The 16,729-nt window shown below is 62.2% G+C and carries 20 protein-coding genes and 1 tRNA gene; 12 read left to right on the forward strand and 9 right to left on the reverse strand.

What is annotated here, in order from left to right:
• The first annotated feature begins 72 nt into the window (after positions 1-72).
• Positions 73-366, forward strand: a complete 294-nt coding sequence (locus tag FJ434_RS02060; RefSeq protein WP_140718195.1) for a DUF2218 domain-containing protein — start codon at positions 73-75, stop codon at positions 364-366.
• Positions 367-410: 44 nt separating this feature from the next.
• Here FJ434_RS02060 and FJ434_RS02065 read toward each other — a convergent pair whose 3' ends face one another.
• Positions 411-965, reverse strand: a complete 555-nt coding sequence (locus FJ434_RS02065; protein WP_140752381.1) for a DUF1697 domain-containing protein — start codon at positions 963-965, stop codon at positions 411-413.
• Positions 962-2,218, reverse strand: a complete 1,257-nt coding sequence (ilvA, locus tag FJ434_RS02070) for a threonine ammonia-lyase IlvA (protein WP_140752379.1) — start codon at positions 2,216-2,218, stop codon at positions 962-964. The genes FJ434_RS02065 and ilvA overlap by 4 nt, the downstream gene beginning before the upstream one ends.
• A gap of 375 nt (positions 2,219-2,593) precedes the next feature.
• Between ilvA and FJ434_RS02075 the strand changes: the two genes are divergently transcribed.
• Both FJ434_RS02075 and FJ434_RS02080 read left to right on the forward strand, forming a co-directional pair.
• On the forward strand, positions 2,594-3,691 hold the full coding sequence (locus FJ434_RS02075; RefSeq protein WP_181166122.1) for an alpha/beta hydrolase: 1,098 nt from the start codon (positions 2,594-2,596) through the stop codon (positions 3,689-3,691).
• 143 nt (positions 3,692-3,834) lie between these two features.
• Positions 3,835-4,995 (forward strand): alpha/beta hydrolase, encoded by a 1,161-nt coding sequence (locus FJ434_RS02080; RefSeq protein ID WP_140752377.1) that lies wholly within the window; start codon positions 3,835-3,837, stop codon positions 4,993-4,995.
• 24 nt (positions 4,996-5,019) lie between these two features.
• On the opposite strand, the gene ade is transcribed toward FJ434_RS02080, so the two are convergent.
• On the reverse strand, positions 5,020-6,837 hold the full coding sequence (ade, locus tag FJ434_RS02085; RefSeq protein ID WP_140752375.1) for an adenine deaminase: 1,818 nt from the start codon (positions 6,835-6,837) through the stop codon (positions 5,020-5,022).
• A 248-nt stretch (positions 6,838-7,085) separates the two neighbouring features.
• Between ade and FJ434_RS02090 the strand changes: the two genes are divergently transcribed.
• Positions 7,086-7,748: an outer membrane protein gene (locus FJ434_RS02090; protein ID WP_140503478.1), complete on the forward strand. Its 663-nt coding sequence runs from the start codon at positions 7,086-7,088 to the stop codon at positions 7,746-7,748.
• Positions 7,749-8,109: 361 nt separating this feature from the next.
• A tRNA-Leu gene (locus tag FJ434_RS02095) sits at positions 8,110-8,198 on the forward strand.
• A gap of 151 nt (positions 8,199-8,349) precedes the next feature.
• On the opposite strand, the gene FJ434_RS02100 is transcribed toward FJ434_RS02095, so the two are convergent.
• From FJ434_RS02100 to FJ434_RS02110, 3 genes are all read right to left on the reverse strand, one after another.
• Positions 8,350-9,105, reverse strand: a complete 756-nt coding sequence (locus FJ434_RS02100; RefSeq protein ID WP_140714997.1) for a DUF4239 domain-containing protein — start codon at positions 9,103-9,105, stop codon at positions 8,350-8,352.
• Between the two features lie 198 nt (positions 9,106-9,303).
• Positions 9,304-10,023, reverse strand: a complete 720-nt coding sequence (locus FJ434_RS02105) for a carbonic anhydrase (RefSeq protein ID WP_140506267.1) — start codon at positions 10,021-10,023, stop codon at positions 9,304-9,306.
• Between the two features lie 174 nt (positions 10,024-10,197).
• Entirely contained in the window at positions 10,198-10,485 is a 288-nt protein-coding gene (locus FJ434_RS02110) for a PilZ domain-containing protein (RefSeq protein ID WP_027145499.1), read from the reverse strand.
• A 210-nt stretch (positions 10,486-10,695) separates the two neighbouring features.
• Between FJ434_RS02110 and FJ434_RS02115 the strand changes: the two genes are divergently transcribed.
• The gene (locus tag FJ434_RS02115; RefSeq protein ID WP_140749741.1) at positions 10,696-11,235 is read left to right on the forward strand and encodes a J domain-containing protein; all 540 of its coding nucleotides are present in this window, start codon (positions 10,696-10,698) and stop codon (positions 11,233-11,235) included.
• Positions 11,236-11,257: 22 nt separating this feature from the next.
• On the opposite strand, the gene FJ434_RS02120 is transcribed toward FJ434_RS02115, so the two are convergent.
• Positions 11,258-11,836 (reverse strand): NUDIX domain-containing protein, encoded by a 579-nt coding sequence (locus FJ434_RS02120; RefSeq protein ID WP_027145497.1) that lies wholly within the window; start codon positions 11,834-11,836, stop codon positions 11,258-11,260.
• A 156-nt stretch (positions 11,837-11,992) separates the two neighbouring features.
• Between FJ434_RS02120 and FJ434_RS02125 the strand changes: the two genes are divergently transcribed.
• From FJ434_RS02125 to FJ434_RS02140, 4 genes are all read left to right on the forward strand, one after another.
• Positions 11,993-13,096 (forward strand): NADH:flavin oxidoreductase/NADH oxidase, encoded by a 1,104-nt coding sequence (locus FJ434_RS02125; protein WP_140715003.1) that lies wholly within the window; start codon positions 11,993-11,995, stop codon positions 13,094-13,096.
• Positions 13,097-13,228: 132 nt separating this feature from the next.
• The gene (locus FJ434_RS02130; RefSeq protein WP_140715005.1) at positions 13,229-13,546 is read left to right on the forward strand and encodes an SH3 domain-containing protein; all 318 of its coding nucleotides are present in this window, start codon (positions 13,229-13,231) and stop codon (positions 13,544-13,546) included.
• A gap of 99 nt (positions 13,547-13,645) precedes the next feature.
• On the forward strand, positions 13,646-13,924 hold the full coding sequence (locus FJ434_RS02135; protein ID WP_032935880.1) for a DUF982 domain-containing protein: 279 nt from the start codon (positions 13,646-13,648) through the stop codon (positions 13,922-13,924).
• Between the two features lie 28 nt (positions 13,925-13,952).
• A complete protein-coding gene (locus FJ434_RS02140; protein ID WP_027145493.1) occupies positions 13,953-14,192 on the forward strand; it encodes a DUF2188 domain-containing protein in 240 nt (79 codons plus the stop codon).
• 43 nt (positions 14,193-14,235) lie between these two features.
• On the opposite strand, the gene FJ434_RS02145 is transcribed toward FJ434_RS02140, so the two are convergent.
• Positions 14,236-14,517, reverse strand: a complete 282-nt coding sequence (locus FJ434_RS02145) for a hypothetical protein (RefSeq protein WP_140749738.1) — start codon at positions 14,515-14,517, stop codon at positions 14,236-14,238.
• Positions 14,518-14,576: 59 nt separating this feature from the next.
• Positions 14,577-14,957, reverse strand: a complete 381-nt coding sequence (locus tag FJ434_RS02150; RefSeq protein ID WP_246678316.1) for a hypothetical protein — start codon at positions 14,955-14,957, stop codon at positions 14,577-14,579.
• A 64-nt stretch (positions 14,958-15,021) separates the two neighbouring features.
• Here FJ434_RS02150 and FJ434_RS02155 point away from each other — a divergent pair, with 64 nt between their 5' ends.
• Positions 15,022-15,765 (forward strand): competence/damage-inducible protein A, encoded by a 744-nt coding sequence (locus FJ434_RS02155; RefSeq protein ID WP_140749735.1) that lies wholly within the window; start codon positions 15,022-15,024, stop codon positions 15,763-15,765.
• Positions 15,766-15,845: 80 nt separating this feature from the next.
• Positions 15,846-16,679, forward strand: a complete 834-nt coding sequence (locus FJ434_RS02160; RefSeq protein WP_140506279.1) for a universal stress protein — start codon at positions 15,846-15,848, stop codon at positions 16,677-16,679.
• The last annotated feature ends 50 nt before the right edge of the window (positions 16,680-16,729 follow it).

Below are 16,729 nucleotides of genomic sequence, written 5' to 3' on the forward strand. Positions count from 1 at the left end.
CCTATCTATGCGCCTATGGCGCCTGCCCTGAAGAGCAGCGCCACGTCTTGAGATAGCTTCGGAGAACCCTTCATGCCGATCAGCCACGCCAATGTCTCCACGGCGCACGCAAGCCGCTATCTGCAGCAGCTGTGCAAACATTGGGCGCACAAGTTTCCCGTCGAGTTCGACCCCAATCACGGCGTCATCGACCTTTCACTGGGCCGCACGGTCATGGACGCCGACGGGGCAGCGCTGCACATCACGGTTTCGACCGACGAGTCCGCTTCGATCGAGCGCCTCGAAAATGTCGTTGCCGACCACATCAAACGCTTTGCGTTCCGCGAAGAACTGGCCTTCGACTGGAAACGCGCCGAGGCGGCGTAGTTCGTTCATGCGTGTCGCCGCGCATTTCCGGCGAGACGCGTGGATCAATCGCTTCCGGACTTGCGCGCCATTTCCAGCAGCGCCAGCACTGAGCGCCAATTGCGGGCCGTGCCCGGCACTTTCAACGTGCGCGGAATGAGGTTGGCAAACACCGATTTGCCGAGCCCGTCCGGCGCGCTGAGATAGAGCACATCGCCCTTGACCTCGAAACGCTCGGGACCCGTGCACTTTTCCGCCAACCGCGCCACCTCATCGGCGGTCGGCTCACGCTCCAGCGCATAGACGTGGAGCTTCGTGTGATCAGCGGCCGCTTCCGGATAGGGATTTTCGCGCACCAGCCGTTCGAACCATTCGAAATCGCGCACCATGATGCGCGAATGGAAACCCCATTTTTCCTCGAAAGCCGCCTCGATCTGTTTGGTCAGCGCGGCGGCGTCGCCCTTGTCAGCGCGGAATACGGCATTGCCGCTCTGCACGTAGGTGGAGACATCGGAACAACCGAGGCCCTCGAAGAACGACCGTAACTCCGCCATCCTGACGATGCGGTTGCCGCCGACATTGATGCCGGAAAACAGCGCGATGAAGATCTTGCCGCTCATATTATGAAACCCGCCAGTGTCTCATTGTCGGTGATGTCCTGATACTGGACGCCCTCGGCCTCGAAATTCGCCTTCAGCAGGTCGAAATTGCGCCGATCCTTGGTTTCGATGCCGATCAGGACCGAGCCGAAATTGCGCGCCGACTTCTTCAGATATTCGAAGCGGGCGATGTCGTCGTCCGGACCCAGCATGTCGAGGAAGTCGCGCAACGCGCCCGGCCGCTGCGGAAAGCGGATGATGAAATATTTCTTCAGGCCTTCGAAGCGCAGCGCCCGTTCCTTGACGTCCGGCAGTCGCTCGAAATCGAAATTGCCACCTGATACTACCGCTACAATGGTCTTGCCCCGGATTTCCTTCCTGGAAAAATCCTTCAGCGCATCGATCGCAAGCGCGCCGGCGGGTTCCAGGACCACGCCTTCGACGTTGAGCATCTCGATCATGGTCGCGCAGAGCCGGTTTTCCGGGACCAGCCGCACGCTGTCTGCGGCAAACTCCTTGAGATAGCGCAAAGGTTCGCGGCCGATCTCGGCGACCGCCGCGCCGTCGACGAAGTTGTCGACCTTGGCGAGCTTCAGCCGTTTTCCCGCCACAAGGCTCTCGCGCAGGCTCGGCGCGCCGGCAGGCTCGCAAAACACGAACTGGGCCTCACGGCCCTGATCGGCGAAATAGTGTGTCACCCCGGCAGCCAGACCGCCGCCACCCACCGGCAGCATGACCATGTCGGGCATGCGCGCGCCCGGCATCTGGTCCGCGATCTCATGGGCGACCGTCGCCTGACCCTCAATGATGTCCTTATGGTCGAAGGGCGGCACCATATGGCCACCGGAGCTCTCGGTGAATTCGAAGGCGGCGCGATAGCAGTCGTCGAAGAAATCGCCGACCAGCCTGATCTCGACGAAGTCGCCGCCAAACAGCCTGGTCTTGTCGATCTTCTGCTGCGGGGTCGTCACCGGCATGAAGACCACGCCCTTCTTGCCGAAATGGCGACAGACAAAGGCAAAGCCCTGCGCATGGTTGCCGGCGGACGCGCAGACAAACAGCTCGGCCTGGTTGCCTTCGCCAAGCGCCTTGCGGAAGAAGTTGAAGGCGCCGCGGATCTTGTAGGAGCGGACCGGACTCAAATCCTCGCGCTTCAAAAGCACCCGGGCGCCGGTCTTTTTCGACAGATAGTCATTTTCCTGCAGCGGTGTCTCCGGGAATATCTGGCGGATCGCAGAGGCGGCGGTGGCGACGCGCGAGGAAAAGCTGGTCATGACAAGGTCATCCCGGGATCGCCCGCGGGCGAGTTAGACAATAACCCTATTACACATCTGGCCCGGCAAGGCCATTGCCCGGTCGAGCCCGCGCCCGCAACGGCGCCGTCCCGAAATGCTAGCAGGCACTTGGGGACGTTTGTTCATGTTTTCTCGCATCGAGCCTCGCCGCGCATTGGTGGGCGCCTGAATTCGACATCCGGCCGAGATGCAGGCGCCTGCCCTCTGCGGCGTTACGGCCTTGCTGCCGCTTTGGCCTTCGCGCAACAGTGCGAAGGCCGTCGCGAGGCGCCGACCGCATTTCGGCTGGACGCGACTTACTTCCGCCGCACTTGGCCTGCTGGGGAGGTATCGCGGAGGGTGGACGGCCCTTGTTTGGGATCGAGTGGAATTTTTATCGTGCATTTGAAGACGATTTGCATTCTTGCGCTTGCGCTGCTGGTGGCGGGCTGCGGCGGCCGCAAAACCGAGGAACTGCTCGGCAGCGCGGTCATGTCGGCGCCGGTGACGGAAATCGCGGGCAACCACTCGATCTTCATTGCCACGACCCGCAAGCCCTCCGACGACCCCAACAAGGTTTTCGACGGCGAACGCTCGGCGACGCTCAACTACGCCCGCGTCAACGTCACCGTTCCCGGGCTCCACACGACCGGCCAGATCGAGCGGCGTTCACGCGGCAAGTCGGACGATCCGGCAAAGTACTTTATGGCTTCCGAGGTCGTCGGCTACGACACCCAGCCGAAATTCTCCAGCGCGCTCAACGCCGACATAGCGGCGCGCGGCGGCCGCGTGATGGTCTTCGTCCATGGCTACAACACCGGCTTCGACGACGCTGTCTACCGCTTGACCCAGATTGTCCATGATTCCGGCTATCCCGGGACGCCGGTGCTGTTTTCCTGGGCCTCGGGCGCCAAGACCACCGACTATGTCTATGACAAGGAAAGCGCCAGTGCCGCTCGCGACCAGCTCGAAGTGACCTTGCGAATGCTGCAGCAGTCCGGTGCGCGGCGCATCGATATTGTCGCCCATTCGATGGGAACCTGGGTGACAATGGAAACGCTGCGCCAGATGGCCATCAGCGGCGATCGCGATCTTGGCGGCAAGCTTGGCGATGTGGTGCTGGCCTCTCCCGACATCGATGTCGATGTGTTCAAGAGCCAGATGCGCCGCTACGGCAAGCCCGACAAGCCGTTCATCCTGCTGTTGTCGGACGACGACCGCGCGCTGAGGTTGTCCGGCCTGATCGCCGGCTCGCGGCCGCGCGTCGGCGATTACAAGGATGCCGCCGACCTTGCCTCCTACGGCGTGACGGTCGTGGATCTCTCCAAGGTCAAAGGCAGCGACAGCTTCAATCATACGAAATTCGCCGACAATCCGGCACTGGTGAAGATGATCGGCCAGCGGCTGCGCGAGGACGATGGTTTCGCCAGCGACCGGGACGTGACCGACCGCATCAGCCTGCTTGGACAGTAGATGCGGCGCCGCGGTTTTCGCCGTGCCTGTTCACCATCGCCGAACCATTGGCCTACTTTGAACTGGACCGCGCCCGTCTCTGACCTTATCGGAGTATCGAGCGACGTCATGCGTTTGACGTCCCCTTATGCGGGAGCCGACGCGTGGCCTTGCGCTTGAAGAGTCATGGTGTCGTCGCGTTCGCGCTGCTGGTCGCTGGCTGCGCTGGAAATACGCATGATCTGCTCAACAAGACGACGGTCACCGTGCCGGCATCCGATATTGCGGCCGCCCACGAAATATTTGTCGCCACCACCCGCCAGAAGGCGGCGAAGGACCCACGGCAGGTCTTCGACGGCGACCGTTCCCTGACCACCAGCTTTGCGCGGGTCGATGTCACGGTTCCGAAGAGCCATCAGGTCGGCAACATCGAACGCGCCAAGGGTTCGGCCAACAGCAACCCGGCCAAGGATTTCACAGCCAGGGATGTCACCTTCTACGAAGGCGCGCCGCAATTCGCCAAGGCGGTCGGCGCCGACATCGCCATGCGCGGCGACCGTGCGCTGGTTTTCGTGCATGGCTTCAACAATGGTTTCGACGACGGCATCTACCGGCTGACGCAGATCGCCCACGACACGAACTATCCGGGTACGCCTGTGCTATTCTCGTGGGCGTCGAGCGCCAAGACGACGGGCTATATCTACGACAAGGACAGTTCCACCGCCGCCCGTGACGATCTCGAGGCAACGCTGAGGATGCTCGCCAAGACGCGGGTCAAGAGCATCGACATCATCGCCCATTCGATGGGGACATGGTTGACGATGGAGGCGCTGCGCCAACTCGCCATCACCGGCGACCGCGATCTCGGCGGCAAGCTGGGTTATGTCATCCTTGCCTCACCGGATATCGACGTCGACGTGTTCAAGAAGCAGATGATCCGTTATGGCAAGCCCGACAAGCCGTTCGCCGTGCTGCTTTCAGGCGACGACCGGGCTCTCAAATTGTCCTCGTTCATCTCTGGCGACAAACCGCGCGTCGGCGACTATGGCAATGCCGCCGACCTCGCCTCCTATGGCGTGTCGGTGGTCGACCTGACCAAGACCAAGGGCGGCGACGGCGGCCTCAACCACGCGAAATTCGCCGACAACCCGTTCCTGGTGCAATTGCTCGGCAATAGGCTGCGCACGCCGGCGGGCCTCGCCGCGGATGAGGACCCGGCACAGCTCACCGATTTCGGTCAGGGCCTGGGAAAGGTCGTCGGCTCGGCTGCCGAAGTCATCATCACGACGCCGTTCAAGGTGCTGACCATCGCCACCGGCGGGTGAGCAACCAAGAGCGGACGGCTGGTTTCAGACGAATAGATCGACTTTCTGGAACGTCGTTACGTCGATCAGCCCGACGTCGGAAATTCTCAACTCCGGAATTACCACCAGCGCCAGCAGCGAGTGCTGCATGTAGGCGTTGTTCAGGGAACAGCCCATCTTGCGCATTGCCTCGGTCAGTTTCTCAGCCTTGGCAGCGACGATCTCGGCGCGCTCGTCCGACATCAGCCCGGCGATCGCCATTTCGACCAGCGCCAATTCCTTGCCCTTGGAGAACAGCACAACCCCCCCGCCGACTTCCCCCAGCCGGTTCACGGCCAGCGCCATATCCGGCTTGTTGGTGCCAACGCAGATGATGTGATGGGCGTCATGGGCCACGCTGGAGGCCATGGCGCAGTCGGCCATGTAGCCGAAACCGGAGACGAAGGCATTGGTGACGGCACCCGTGCCCCTGTGCCGCTCGACCAGCGCGATCTGGCAAATGTCGTTGCGGCGATCCATGGCGACCAGCCCATCCTCGACTGGCAGATCGGCCTCCAGCGCGCGCGTGGGTGCCTGGTTCTCGATGACACCGATCACCCGCACCCGCACTTCGTTGGCGCCCTTGGGTGCCGCGATATCGAAATCGCCGGCCTTCAGCTTCTTGCCCAATTTGACGGTGTTCTTCGCCGTCTTCGGATAATCATAGGCCGGGATATCGATGTCGAGCTTGCCGCCCTTGGCCAGCCTGACGCCACGCGCATAGACCTCGTCGATGCTCATCTGGGTGAGATCGGAGACGATCAGCAGGTCGGCCAGCCGCCCGGGCGCGATCGAACCGATCTCACGTTCCAGCTTGAAATGAAGGGCGGTGTTGAGCGTTGCCATCTGGATCGCGGTCACCGGCTTCAGACCTTGGCTGATGGCGTGGTGCACCACCCGGTCCATGTGTCCCTCATGCACCAGCGTGCCGGAATGGCTGTCGTCGGTGCACAGGATGAAGTTGCGCGGATCGATGCCGCTTTCCGTCACCGCCTTGATCTGCGAGGCAACGTCGTACCAGGCAGAGCCCAGCCGCAGCATTGCCTTCATGCCCTGGCGTACGCGGGCGATTGCGTCCTCGGCGCGCGTGCCCTCGTGGTCATCCTCGGGTCCGCCGGCGACATAGCCGTGGAACGGCAGACCAAGATCGCGCGAGGCATAATGCCCGCCAACCGTCTTGCCGGCTTTGACCGTCGCGGCGATCTCGCCCGACATCACCGGATCGTTGGCGGCGACGCCCGGGAAATTCATCACCTCGCCAAGTCCGATGATGTTTTCCCAGCCCATCGCTTCCGCGACATCGGCGACCGTCAGTTCGGCGCCGGCATGTTCGAGCCCAGGCGCCGAGGGCACGCAGGACGGCATCTGCACATGCACGTTGATGGGCATGGCCACGGCCTCGTCATGCATCAGCCGCACGCCCGGCAGGCCCAGCACATTGGCGATCTCGTGCGGATCGATGAACATCGAGGTGGTTCCGTGCGGGATGACGGCGCGGCAGAATTCGGTGACCGTCACCATGCCGCTCTCGACATGCATGTGCGCGTCGCAAAGGCCGGGCACGAGATAGCGTCCGCCCGCGTCGACCACCTTGGTGCCCTGCCCGATCGTGTGGCCGGCATTCGGCCCGCAATAGGCGAAGCGACCGCCTGAGATGGCGATGTCGGTGCCGGCGATGATCTCGCCCGAATGGACGTTCACCCAGCGCCCGTTGCGGATGACGAGATCGGCGGGTTTGCGGCCCATCGCGACATCGACCAGATCGGTCGCCATTTCGGTCCACGGTTTGGGTTTCGTCGCGCGGGCGGGCGGCTTCGTGGCCATCAAAGACTCCTGTTTGCCCGACTGTGCCAAGCCGACGGCGTTTTGGCCAGCGAGGAAGAAAGGATTTGCCTGGAGATTGCCGGATTACTCGGGTTTCAGGTCGACTTCGACCTTGGCGTTGCCGGCTGAAATCCGCTCGGCGATGCGCTCGACCTCGCCCTAACCACCTTTGCAGAAATCCGATTCCGTTTTGCCGCAGATCAGGTTATGTTCCGATCAAGGATATTTGACTCTTCTCGGCGGGTTCGATGCATCGCCTGGTCGCAAGTGCCGGTCTTCTTGCAGTCCTGTCCGTGCCGGCTTTCGCTGCCGACGCGACAGTCGACGTGCCGATGACCGCGCCTGGCTTCGACTGGACCGGCTACTATGCCGGCCTGCAGGCGGGATATGGCTGGGGCCGCTCCGAGATCACCACAACGGAAGGCGCGCCGTTTTCCATCACGCCCGACGTCGACGGCGGATTCGTCGGCGGGCATGTCGCCGGCCTCTGGCAGTTCGATCAGGCCGTGCTGGGCGCCGAGGCGGACCTCAACTATTCCTCGGTCGACGGCACGGCGCAATCGGTCCTGGGAGACACATTCGGCGCCGAAATCAAGTGGTTCGGCTCGGTCAACGCCAAGGCCGGCTTCGCCATGGACCGCCTGCTGGTCTACGGCATCGGCGGCATAGCCTTTGCCGACATCGAGACGTCGCAGACCTCGGGGCCAGGGTTTGACAACACGCGCACAAATGTCGGTTGGACCGTGGGCGCGGGCGTCGACTACGCGCTGACCGACAAGTTCGTCGTCGGCGCGCAATATCGCTATTACGATTTCGGCTCAGAGAACCATGAGGCGCCGGCCCCCTTCAACGACCGCGATCAGAGCGTGAAACTGAACACGGTCGGCATCAATCTCAGCTACAAGTTCTGAACATGGCCACCGGCGTCGTTGCTGGACAAGCAGCGCGCAGACCTGTCTTGCCGGATGTGGGGGCGGCCGGCGCTCCCAAGTGGGCGGGGGGATGGGTTGGGCCTGAGAGGCGCCGGCCATGGCGGATCAAGTCCGCCGCCCAGATATTTACCCTCGCCCGCGGCGCGGATAATTCCGTGATCGCGCCAGTATCGTTACGCGACCTCCTCTGGATTGCGCGTTCGGGCACCGCAGAACAAACCATCTGCTGGACAACCTCGCTGTCCTACAAGGTGGCGCTGCTCCTAAGCTCGTGGTAGTCAACGGCAAATCCTAAGCTCGACCATGTGGGAGAACTGCGGGATTTCCCACTATGTGGGAGGTGGGCGTGGCGGAACTGGTATACGCAGCAGACTTAAAATCTGCCGGTGCTTCAAACACTTACGGGTTCAAGTCCCGTCGCCCACACCAGTGCGCCAAAGAGACTTAAAAAAATCCCTCGATCTCTGATCGTACGGGTTCGATTCCCGTCGACCGCACCAGCAAAAGGCTTCAAGTTTGGTTGATTTTTCTGTGTGAACCGCCGCAACGTCATATAACCGGCGTGGCCACCGGCTGCGGATCACTGCTGTAACTCGGACAGCGCCCTCTCCATCGGGGCCATTGAAATCTGGATCGGGCCGGAGAAAGCCACGTCCATGTCGAAGATCAGGTAGATCGCCCCGGCAACCAAAGCCGCCGATGCCGCGTAGGTCGAAATGGTGATCGTATTGCGTGGCGCCCTGAAGCCGAAGCTGGCGAAGATCAGCACCAGCCAGGTGACCAGGAGCGTGATCAGAGGCACCGGGATCGTGCCCTCCGACTGCTCGATCAGCACCCAGCGCAACTCCAGCACTTTCTGCAAATGCTGGCGGGCGTCCTGCACAATGAAGCCATGCGCATCGTCGGTCGGCGCCAGCGCACTCAGCCGGGTGCCGATTTCCGCCAGCAACTGCTCAGAGAGCCGGTTGGCGGCGACCAGCGTCTCGCTGGTGGGCGAAGAATCACCCGCTACCCGCTGCACATAGACGACCAGCGGCTGGCGTACCGTGTCGGTTTGCGGGCCATATTGGCGCAAGGTCCTGTCGAGAAGGATCAATTCGGTCGCATAGGCGTGCACGTTGCGGTCGATCGATTCGAAGGTGTTCCTGGCCGAGTTGATCATCAGGCCGAGCATCAGCGAGGTCATGACCCCGAACAGGTTCGCGGCGTGCCGAACCACGGTGTTCGTGTCGTCGTCACGATGTTTGGCCGGCAATTTTGGCCATATCGCCGTGCTGGCGAGCGCGGCTACCGTCAGGCATAGGAAGATTACCATTGCGATGAAAGCTTCGCGCATGCCGCTCATTCCGATTGGCAATGGCAAGGCGTCAGTTGATGACCGCCATCACTATTCCGGCGCGTCCTTGCGCCCTGCCTAACGCCTGCCGCGCCCCTTGTAGCCGAGATAGGTGGCCGTCACCGCCCCCGGAAGGCAAGCCAAGCCAGACGCCGACGCATCGAGGCCCCAGAGCCTTCGATCTCGATGACGGGTGTGTCATTCGATGTAAGTCACCGCACCCGTTTGCAGATCATAGATCGCCGCGACTATCTTCAGCTTCCCCGCCTTGATGAGGCCGGCCAGCACCTTGCTCGAGGCGGCTAGGCGCCTCGCGGTCCTCCGCGCGCTCTCCTTGGCGGTGTTGTCGACGAAATCACCCGCTTCGCTCCGCATTGCTATCGCCGCGGGCAGGATCGGTTCGATCATCGGGCCGATCGCGCCAGGATAGGTCGCGTTCTTGGTGACCACGTCGCACGCCGCCTTGACGGCGCCGCAGTTTGTGTGAGCAAGAACGACGATCAAGGGTGAGCCGAGCACCGCTGCCCCGTATTCAACCGTACCGAGCGTCGCAGTGTCGACGAGGTTGCCGGCATTGCGGGCGACGAACAGTTCTCCAACGCCGTGACCGCCGAAGATCAGCTCCGGAGGAACGCGACTGTCGGCGCAACTGATGATGGTGGCCCAGGGCGCCTGGTGTGCGGCGACAGCGTTCCGCTGCGCGGCCAGATCGATCGAGCAGAGTTCCGGGTGACTGACGTAGCTTTCGTTGCCGGATTTTAGCGCAGCGAGCGCTTCATCGAGGCTCAATGGGGTCGCCGCGCCTTGGGCCGCGCGCGCCGACCACGTGGCCCCACCAAGGCCAAACGCAACGAGTCCCGCGCCGACTTTGAGGAACTCCCTCCGGCCGACCCCTGTACCATCACAGGTGCTGCACATTCTTAGCTCCCCCGCCCATTGCTCCCCGAAGAATATGCGCTTGCTCTAATATATAGGCAAGCGATTGGCGATAAGGTCACGATCGAAGAGAGCGGGCCGGGATGCTGGGACCACGAAACCCACCCCAACGCGGCGCCTGGGCGTGCCCCTGAATATCAGGGCGGCCTCCCCTTATCATCTGATCTTCAGCGAGAAATTGCCGTGGATCTGGATGCCTAGCCGCTCGCCTTTTCTCCACCGCACTTCCGCTCGATAGGTCGCGCCGTCCAACGGTACGCGCAGCCGGAAGTTATCTGGCACTTTTGCCCCCGCGGCGACACGCAACTCGGCGCCGTGCTCATGCTGATTTCTGACGGCGCAGCCTATTTCGCCGTCCTGCGTGATTATGAACGCGTCCTTCAAAACCACCTCACGCAGGTGCGTTCGACGCTCTACCGGAGGGTCAGAAGGTTTATCAGTCATGCAAGCCGCCTCCGACGAGCGAAATGCTCCCAGACTAAAGTCTGCGGCTCAGGACGCAAAGGTCCGACTTTTTCGCTTAAATCCTGTGCCTGTCCTTTGTACGCTCGTCATATTATTAAATCGTGAAATATATACTCTATAGTCATCGCCAAGGTTGTCACTGACAGTGCGGCAGAGACAGCCGAAAATGCATGGCATGGGGAACCAGGTATGTTCGTTGACTTCTATGAGATGCTGGAAATCAGTCCGAATGCAAATTCGGAAACGATAGAGCGCATTTTTCGTCACTTTGCCATGCGCTACCACCCCGACAACCAGGTCACCGGCAACGAATCACGCTTCAGCGATATCCTGGAGGCTCACAACACGCTCAAGGATCCGGTCAAGCGTGCGCAATACGATATCCAGTACAAGGCCCATTTGAACCTCCGGGCCGAGCTGACCGATCAGGCGAGCAACAGCAACAACCTCGATCGCGATTCGGCCTTTCAAGCCAAAGTGCTCTCACTGCTTTATGTAAAACGCCGACAGGACGTCAACAATCCTGGCATTGGCGACGATGAGCTCGAACGAATGTCAGGCTGTCCGCGTGAGCACCTCGAGTTTCACCTCTGGTATCTAAAAGCGAAGGGCTGGATAGCCAGAACAGAAAACGGGACGTTCGCCATCACCGTCGAAGGCATCGATCGCGTTAATTCCGAACATCATCATGACGCAGCAACCACCCGCCTGTTGGATCATGCGGGCTGAATTGGAATCCCTCGGCCTCTGATCAAGCCGCCATCGGGTTCAGCTTCAGATGCTGGATCAGGATGATGGTCTTGGCATCGATGATGCGGCCATCGGCGATGCCGGCCAGCGCTTCGTCGAGCGGCATTTCCAGGACCTCGATGTCCTCGCCTTCGTCGGGTGCGCCGCCACCGGCCGAGATGCGGTCGGCGGGCGAATAGCGCGCGATGAAGAACCAGAGCCGCTCGGTCACGCTGCCGGGACTCATGTAAGGCGAAAACAGCCGCTCGATCTTGTTCAACCGGTAACCCAGTTCTTCCTCGGCTTCCTTGCGGATGGCGGTCTCCGGATCGTTTTCGTCCAGCAGCCCGGCACAGGCCTCGATCAGCGGTTCGCGGTGGCCGGTGACATAGGCGGGATAGCGGAACTGACGCACCAGAAGCACGGTCGAACGCCGGGGGTCATAGGGCAGGATCACCGCGCCGTCGCCGCGATCATAAGTCTGGCGAATCTGCGTCTCCCATTGGCCGTCACGCCGGCGGTAGTCGAGCACGGTCTTCTTCAGGACTGCCCAGTCGTTGGAAAGAATCTCTTCCGAGCGGATACGAATGCGGTCTTCCATCTGACACCTCGATGCTTGCTGGCGGAGGCAGGCGTAGCCGCGAACCGGTACAGGCGCAATCGGGCCAGCGATTGGTCCAGCACCCTTCACTGTCTCGTGTGTGGTATGGAAGGGTGCCATTGCCTAAATAGCGCATTCCCCTCCCGGAGTTTGTTCATGACGACATCGCTTTTCCAGCCGATCACACTCGATGGGCTCACCTTGCCCAACCGCATCGCCGTGGCGCCGATGTGCCAGTATTCCGCCGAGGACGGCTCGGCCAGCGATTGGCATCTTTACCACTGGATGAATCTGGCCATGTCCGGCGCCGGCATGGTCACGGTGGAGATGACCGATGTCGAGCGGCGCGGACGCATCAGCCATGGCTGCCTCGGCCTCTATTCCGAAGACAATGAGGCCGCCGCGCGCCGCGCGCTGGACGCGGCTCGGCGCGTGGCCGCACCCGGCACCAAGTTCGGCACGCAGCTGGCGCACGCCGGCCGCAAGGCCTCGAACCGCAAGCCTTGGGAAGGTGGCGGCCCATTGCAGCCAAATGAGGATCCCTGGCAGACCGTCTCGGCCTCGGCCATCGCCTACGACACCGGCTGGAACGTGCCGCACGCCCTGGAGGACGAGGAAATCCTGCAGCTCATCGGGCGGTTCGCGGAAGCCGCCAGGCGGGCCGAACGCGCCGGCTTCGACTTCATCGAACTGCACGCGGCGCACGGCTACCTGATCTTCCAGTTCCTGTCGCCGCTGTCCAACCAGCGCACGGATCGCTGGGGCGGCTCGCTGGAAAACCGGATGCGTCTTGTCGTCGAGATCGCCAGGGCGGTGAAGAAAGCAGCGCCAAAGCTGATGCTCGGCGCACGGCTGTCGGTGAAGGACTGGGTCGATGGCGGCTTTGACGTCGAGGACGCGATCGAGGTGGCGAAAGTGCTGAAGGCCGAAGGCATCGCCTACCTCTGCTGCTCGAGCGGCGGCAATTCGCCGTTGCAGAAATTGCCCACCGGGCCGGGCTATCAGGTGCATCTGGCTGAAGCCGTACGCAAGGGCGCCGGCATTCCGACCCGTGCGGTAGGCCTGATCGACGACCCGAGACAGGCCGAGGCTGTTATAGCCGAAGGCCGCGCCGACATGGTGGCGCTGGCACGCGCCTTCCTCGCCGATCCGCGCTGGGGATGGCGTGCGGCCGCCACCTTCAGTGAAAAAATTCATCCGGCACCGCAGCTCGCCCGCTCGGTGACGACGATGCAACACTGGATGAAGGCCGCCGGCTGATCGCTCATCTCCCGATCCCGGCGCACTCCTGCTTGTGATCCCGGACCGTTCGCCGACGACCCGCTTCAATTCTGGCCGCAACCTGTTACGCTGGTCAGGCTGCGGCGGGCGCGGCCGGCTTGGGAGATAATCATGTCGTTCAGGGCACTCTTGTCGGCTGCAGCACTTATGGCTGTGGTCGGGTTTTGGCTCGGTGCTTCGACGCCGACCGTCGCGCAATATTGCGAGGGTACGGTGCACGGCCTCTCCGGCCGCTACAATCTGGCGACCGGCAGCGGCTTTCTGGCCGTGCGCACACGGCCGAACTCGTCATCGCAGATGATCGGGCAATTGTTCAACGGCGACCATACCGAGATCTTCGACCGGCGCGGCAACTGGTACCAGGTCGAAATCGGCGGCGGCACCGGCTGGGCGAATGCACGTTGGCTGCGCAACAACTGCGGTTACTGAGACGCCAATCATCCAGTGCGCGTTACGGAGGCGACGCGACTTTTGGGCGCAGACCAAAGGCCATTTTTGCAACCAAATTGGCTGCTTTGCGTTGCGGCCATGATGGACAACAAACCTTTTGAAACGCCTGTCGTGGTCGAGCTTGGCCACGTCGGCAAATATCGCCATATCCGCTCGACCCAGGAGGCGGCGGAGTGCCTGATGACTGTGTGGCCGCTCAATCGCGGCCCCCGTCATCGTGATGCTCTCGACACTTGCCTCAAAGTGCTGGAAGGTTATCGTTCGACAGCGGAAGCGCGCCGGGCACTGATCGAGGCCGCCAGGGAATCGGAAGTCCTGGTGCCTGACGATAAGCTGCCCGACGACCGGTTGCATTGAGCAGGCGGACCTTTAACTGGAGGTTTTGATGGCGAAGCTTACTTACAAGATCGTCGAGCACGACGGTGGCTGGGCCTACAAGGTCGGCTCAACCTTCTCGGAGACATTTCCCACCCATCAGGATGCGTTGCGCGCCGCCGAGATCGCTTCGGCCGAGCAACAAGTGGCGGGTTCCACCGACGGTATCCAGTATGAGGACGCCGAGGGCAAATGGCACGAGGAACTGGCCGACGGCCGCGACCGGCCTCAGACTGAAATCTCGGATTGATCCAGCAGAACCATCCGCGGCCAGCCGGCGCGCTGTGGCCGAATCACTTGCCGCAGTACCGATCGTTGACGCTCTGCCCGGAATTGGCGTCGGGACCAGGCGTGTTGTGAGCACATGGGCCGATACCTCCAGTATGGCCTTGCGTGCTCAGCCCCGAGCCGTAGGCGTTGATGCTTCCTGTGGTGCTTGGATCGACAGTTGTCTCGTCATTGTTGCCGAACAGCCACCAGCTGTGGTTGGTATATGTCGGTTCTGACGACTGAGCCATGGCCGATGTGGCGAGACCAATCGTCAGAGCGGATGCGGCTAGAAGTTTTACATACATATTAGTTACTCCGTTTCTACTTTGGTCGTCTTGGGTGCGACAGGGTGAAAACACAACAGTCAGCCGAACGGTTCCCTGAAATTCTCGTGAAGTGGCGGTGATGCCGGGGCGACAAAAGCGCGCGCCGCGATGCGCTCGATGAAGGCGACGACTTGTTCAGGCGCGGCGAATTGCGGCATGTGGCCAAGGCCGTCGACCGCCTCGAAATCGAGCCCGCCGATCCTGTCGCGCATCGGTTCGCCGTGGATGGCCATGCCGATGACGCGGTCGGCGCTGCCGAACAGGATGCCGGCCGGCATAACAATCTCGCCGTAACGCTGCTCGACGCCGCCGAGATCCTGTTCGACCGCGACGACATCGGTCGAAGTCGCATGGAAATGCGCCGGCCGCAGCCCCAGCCACCCGCCGCCGGCGACCATGTAGTCGGGAACGTTCGCCATCTGGCGGGCATTGCCGCCGCCCGTCGGCCGCGCTATTCAGACGGCCCGTCTGCCGGAGCCTTCCATGCCTGAAATCGTCACTGCCGCCATGCTTGTCATCGGCGATGAGATTCTGTCCGGCCGCACCAAGGACAAGAACGTCGGCCACCTTGCCGATATCATGACGGCGGTCGGCATCGACCTGAAAGAGGTGCGCATTGTTCCCGACGAGGAAGACGAGATCGTCGCGGCGGTGAATGCCGTGCGCACACGCTATACCTATGTGTTCACCACCGGCGGCATCGGCCCGACGCATGACGACATCACGGCCGATTCGATCGCCAAGGCATTCGGCGTGCCCTGTGAATACGATGCCAAGGCCTATGCCCTGCTGGAGGCGAGCTATGCCGCACGCGGCATCGAATACACGGAGGCTCGCAAGCGCATGGCGCGAATGCCGCGCGGCGCCGACCATATCGACAACCCGGTGTCCGTGGCCCCCGGATTCCGCATTGGCAACGTCCATGTCATGGCCGGCGTGCCGTCGATCTTCCAGGCCATGCTCGACAATGTCGTCCCGACGCTGAAGACCGGCACGAAAATGCTGTCGGCCACGGTGCACTGTCCGTTCGGCGAGGGTCTTGTCGGCGGGCCGTTGGGTGAGATCCAGAAAGCGAATCCGGATACGATCATCGGCTCCTACCCTAAATATGGCGATGGCAAGTTCTGGACCGAACTGGTGGTTCGTGCCCGCAGCGCGGATGCGCTTGAAGCCGCGCGCGCCGATGTCGAGGCCATGGTGGCCGGCTTCGCCAGCAAGGCGAGCTGATCCGGCGCAAACCGGAACCAAGGCCGACGCTGTAACGTTTTCCTGCCGCGACCCATCACTCGCAAGATTGAGGGACCATCATGCGTTTCAAGACCATCGTTGCCATTCTGCAGAACGAGCAGGACGCCGAGCGGGTGCTCGACTGCGCCATTCCGCTTGCCAGCCGCTTCGAAAGCCATCTGATCGGCATCCATGCCGAGGCGCTCCCGGTGCCCTACACTTCGGCGACGGGTTTTCCCGATACGGAGTTCCTGCAGGTTTCCGCCGACATGAACCGGGAGCGGGCCGAAAAACTCCAGGCTTTCTTTCTGAGGCGCATCGAGGATTCCGGCCTTTCCTTCGAATGGCGCAGCCTGGAGAGCTTCTCCGGCGACAGCGCGCTGACCGGCATTTCAAACGTGCGCGCCGCCGACCTCATCATCGCCGCCCAACGCGAGACCGACGGCGATCCTAGCGCAGACGTTGATACGCTGGTCTACGATGCCGGCCGGCCGGTGCTGGTGGTGCCGCATGCCGGCCCTCTCGTCACCACCTTCAAACGCGTTCTGCTCGCCTGGAACGGCAGCAAGGAGGCTGCCCGCGCCGCCTTCGATGCCCTGCCCTTCATCATCGAGGCCGAGAAAACCGACATACTGGTCATCGACCCGCCCGATACGCTCGACGAAAGCCCGGAGGCCGCGGGCGCCGAAATCGCCTCCGCGCTGTCGCGCCACGGCGCCACCGTCAGCGTCTCGGTGCAGAAATCGGGCGGCACTTCGGTCGACGACATGATCCAGAACAGGATCGCCGAGACCGGCGCCGATCTGCTGGTGCTTGGCGCCTACAGCCACTCCTGGCTGCGCCAGCTTCTGTTCGGCGGGGTGACGCGCACGGTGCTGCGCACGGCACAGGTAGCAGCCTTCCTGTCGCGGTAAGTCCACAGCGATCGCTACCAGCCACCCTTGCCAAGCCGTGGGGTTTCCAG

Origin of the sequence: Mesorhizobium sp. B2-5-13, assembly GCF_006440535.1 — a bacterium.
GTDB lineage: Bacteria > Pseudomonadota > Alphaproteobacteria > Rhizobiales > Rhizobiaceae > Mesorhizobium > Mesorhizobium salmacidum.

Coding starts and splice junctions, on each gene's coding strand:
- FJ434_RS02060 (WP_140718195.1), top strand. CDS start 73: ATGCCGATCAGCCACGCCAATGTCTCCACGGCGCACGCAAGCCGCTAT.
- FJ434_RS02065 (WP_140752381.1), bottom strand. CDS start 965: ATGAGCGGCAAGATCTTCATCGCGCTGTTTTCCGGCATCAATGTCGGC.
- ilvA (WP_140752379.1), bottom strand. CDS start 2,218: ATGACCAGCTTTTCCTCGCGCGTCGCCACCGCCGCCTCTGCGATCCGC.
- ade (WP_140752375.1), bottom strand. CDS start 6,837: ATGGCCACGAAGCCGCCCGCCCGCGCGACGAAACCCAAACCGTGGACC.
- FJ434_RS02090 (WP_140503478.1), top strand. CDS start 7,086: ATGCATCGCCTGGTCGCAAGTGCCGGTCTTCTTGCAGTCCTGTCCGTG.
- FJ434_RS02100 (WP_140714997.1), bottom strand. CDS start 9,105: ATGCGCGAAGCTTTCATCGCAATGGTAATCTTCCTATGCCTGACGGTA.
- FJ434_RS02105 (WP_140506267.1), bottom strand. CDS start 10,023: ATGTGCAGCACCTGTGATGGTACAGGGGTCGGCCGGAGGGAGTTCCTC.
- FJ434_RS02110 (WP_027145499.1), bottom strand. CDS start 10,485: ATGACTGATAAACCTTCTGACCCTCCGGTAGAGCGTCGAACGCACCTG.
- FJ434_RS02115 (WP_140749741.1), top strand. CDS start 10,696: ATGTTCGTTGACTTCTATGAGATGCTGGAAATCAGTCCGAATGCAAAT.
- FJ434_RS02120 (WP_027145497.1), bottom strand. CDS start 11,836: ATGGAAGACCGCATTCGTATCCGCTCGGAAGAGATTCTTTCCAACGAC.
- FJ434_RS02125 (WP_140715003.1), top strand. CDS start 11,993: ATGACGACATCGCTTTTCCAGCCGATCACACTCGATGGGCTCACCTTG.
- FJ434_RS02130 (WP_140715005.1), top strand. CDS start 13,229: ATGTCGTTCAGGGCACTCTTGTCGGCTGCAGCACTTATGGCTGTGGTC.
- FJ434_RS02135 (WP_032935880.1), top strand. CDS start 13,646: ATGATGGACAACAAACCTTTTGAAACGCCTGTCGTGGTCGAGCTTGGC.
- FJ434_RS02140 (WP_027145493.1), top strand. CDS start 13,953: ATGGCGAAGCTTACTTACAAGATCGTCGAGCACGACGGTGGCTGGGCC.
- FJ434_RS02145 (WP_140749738.1), bottom strand. CDS start 14,517: ATGTATGTAAAACTTCTAGCCGCATCCGCTCTGACGATTGGTCTCGCC.
- FJ434_RS02150 (WP_246678316.1), bottom strand. CDS start 14,957: ATGGCGAACGTTCCCGACTACATGGTCGCCGGCGGCGGGTGGCTGGGG.
- FJ434_RS02155 (WP_140749735.1), top strand. CDS start 15,022: ATGCCTGAAATCGTCACTGCCGCCATGCTTGTCATCGGCGATGAGATT.
- FJ434_RS02160 (WP_140506279.1), top strand. CDS start 15,846: ATGCGTTTCAAGACCATCGTTGCCATTCTGCAGAACGAGCAGGACGCC.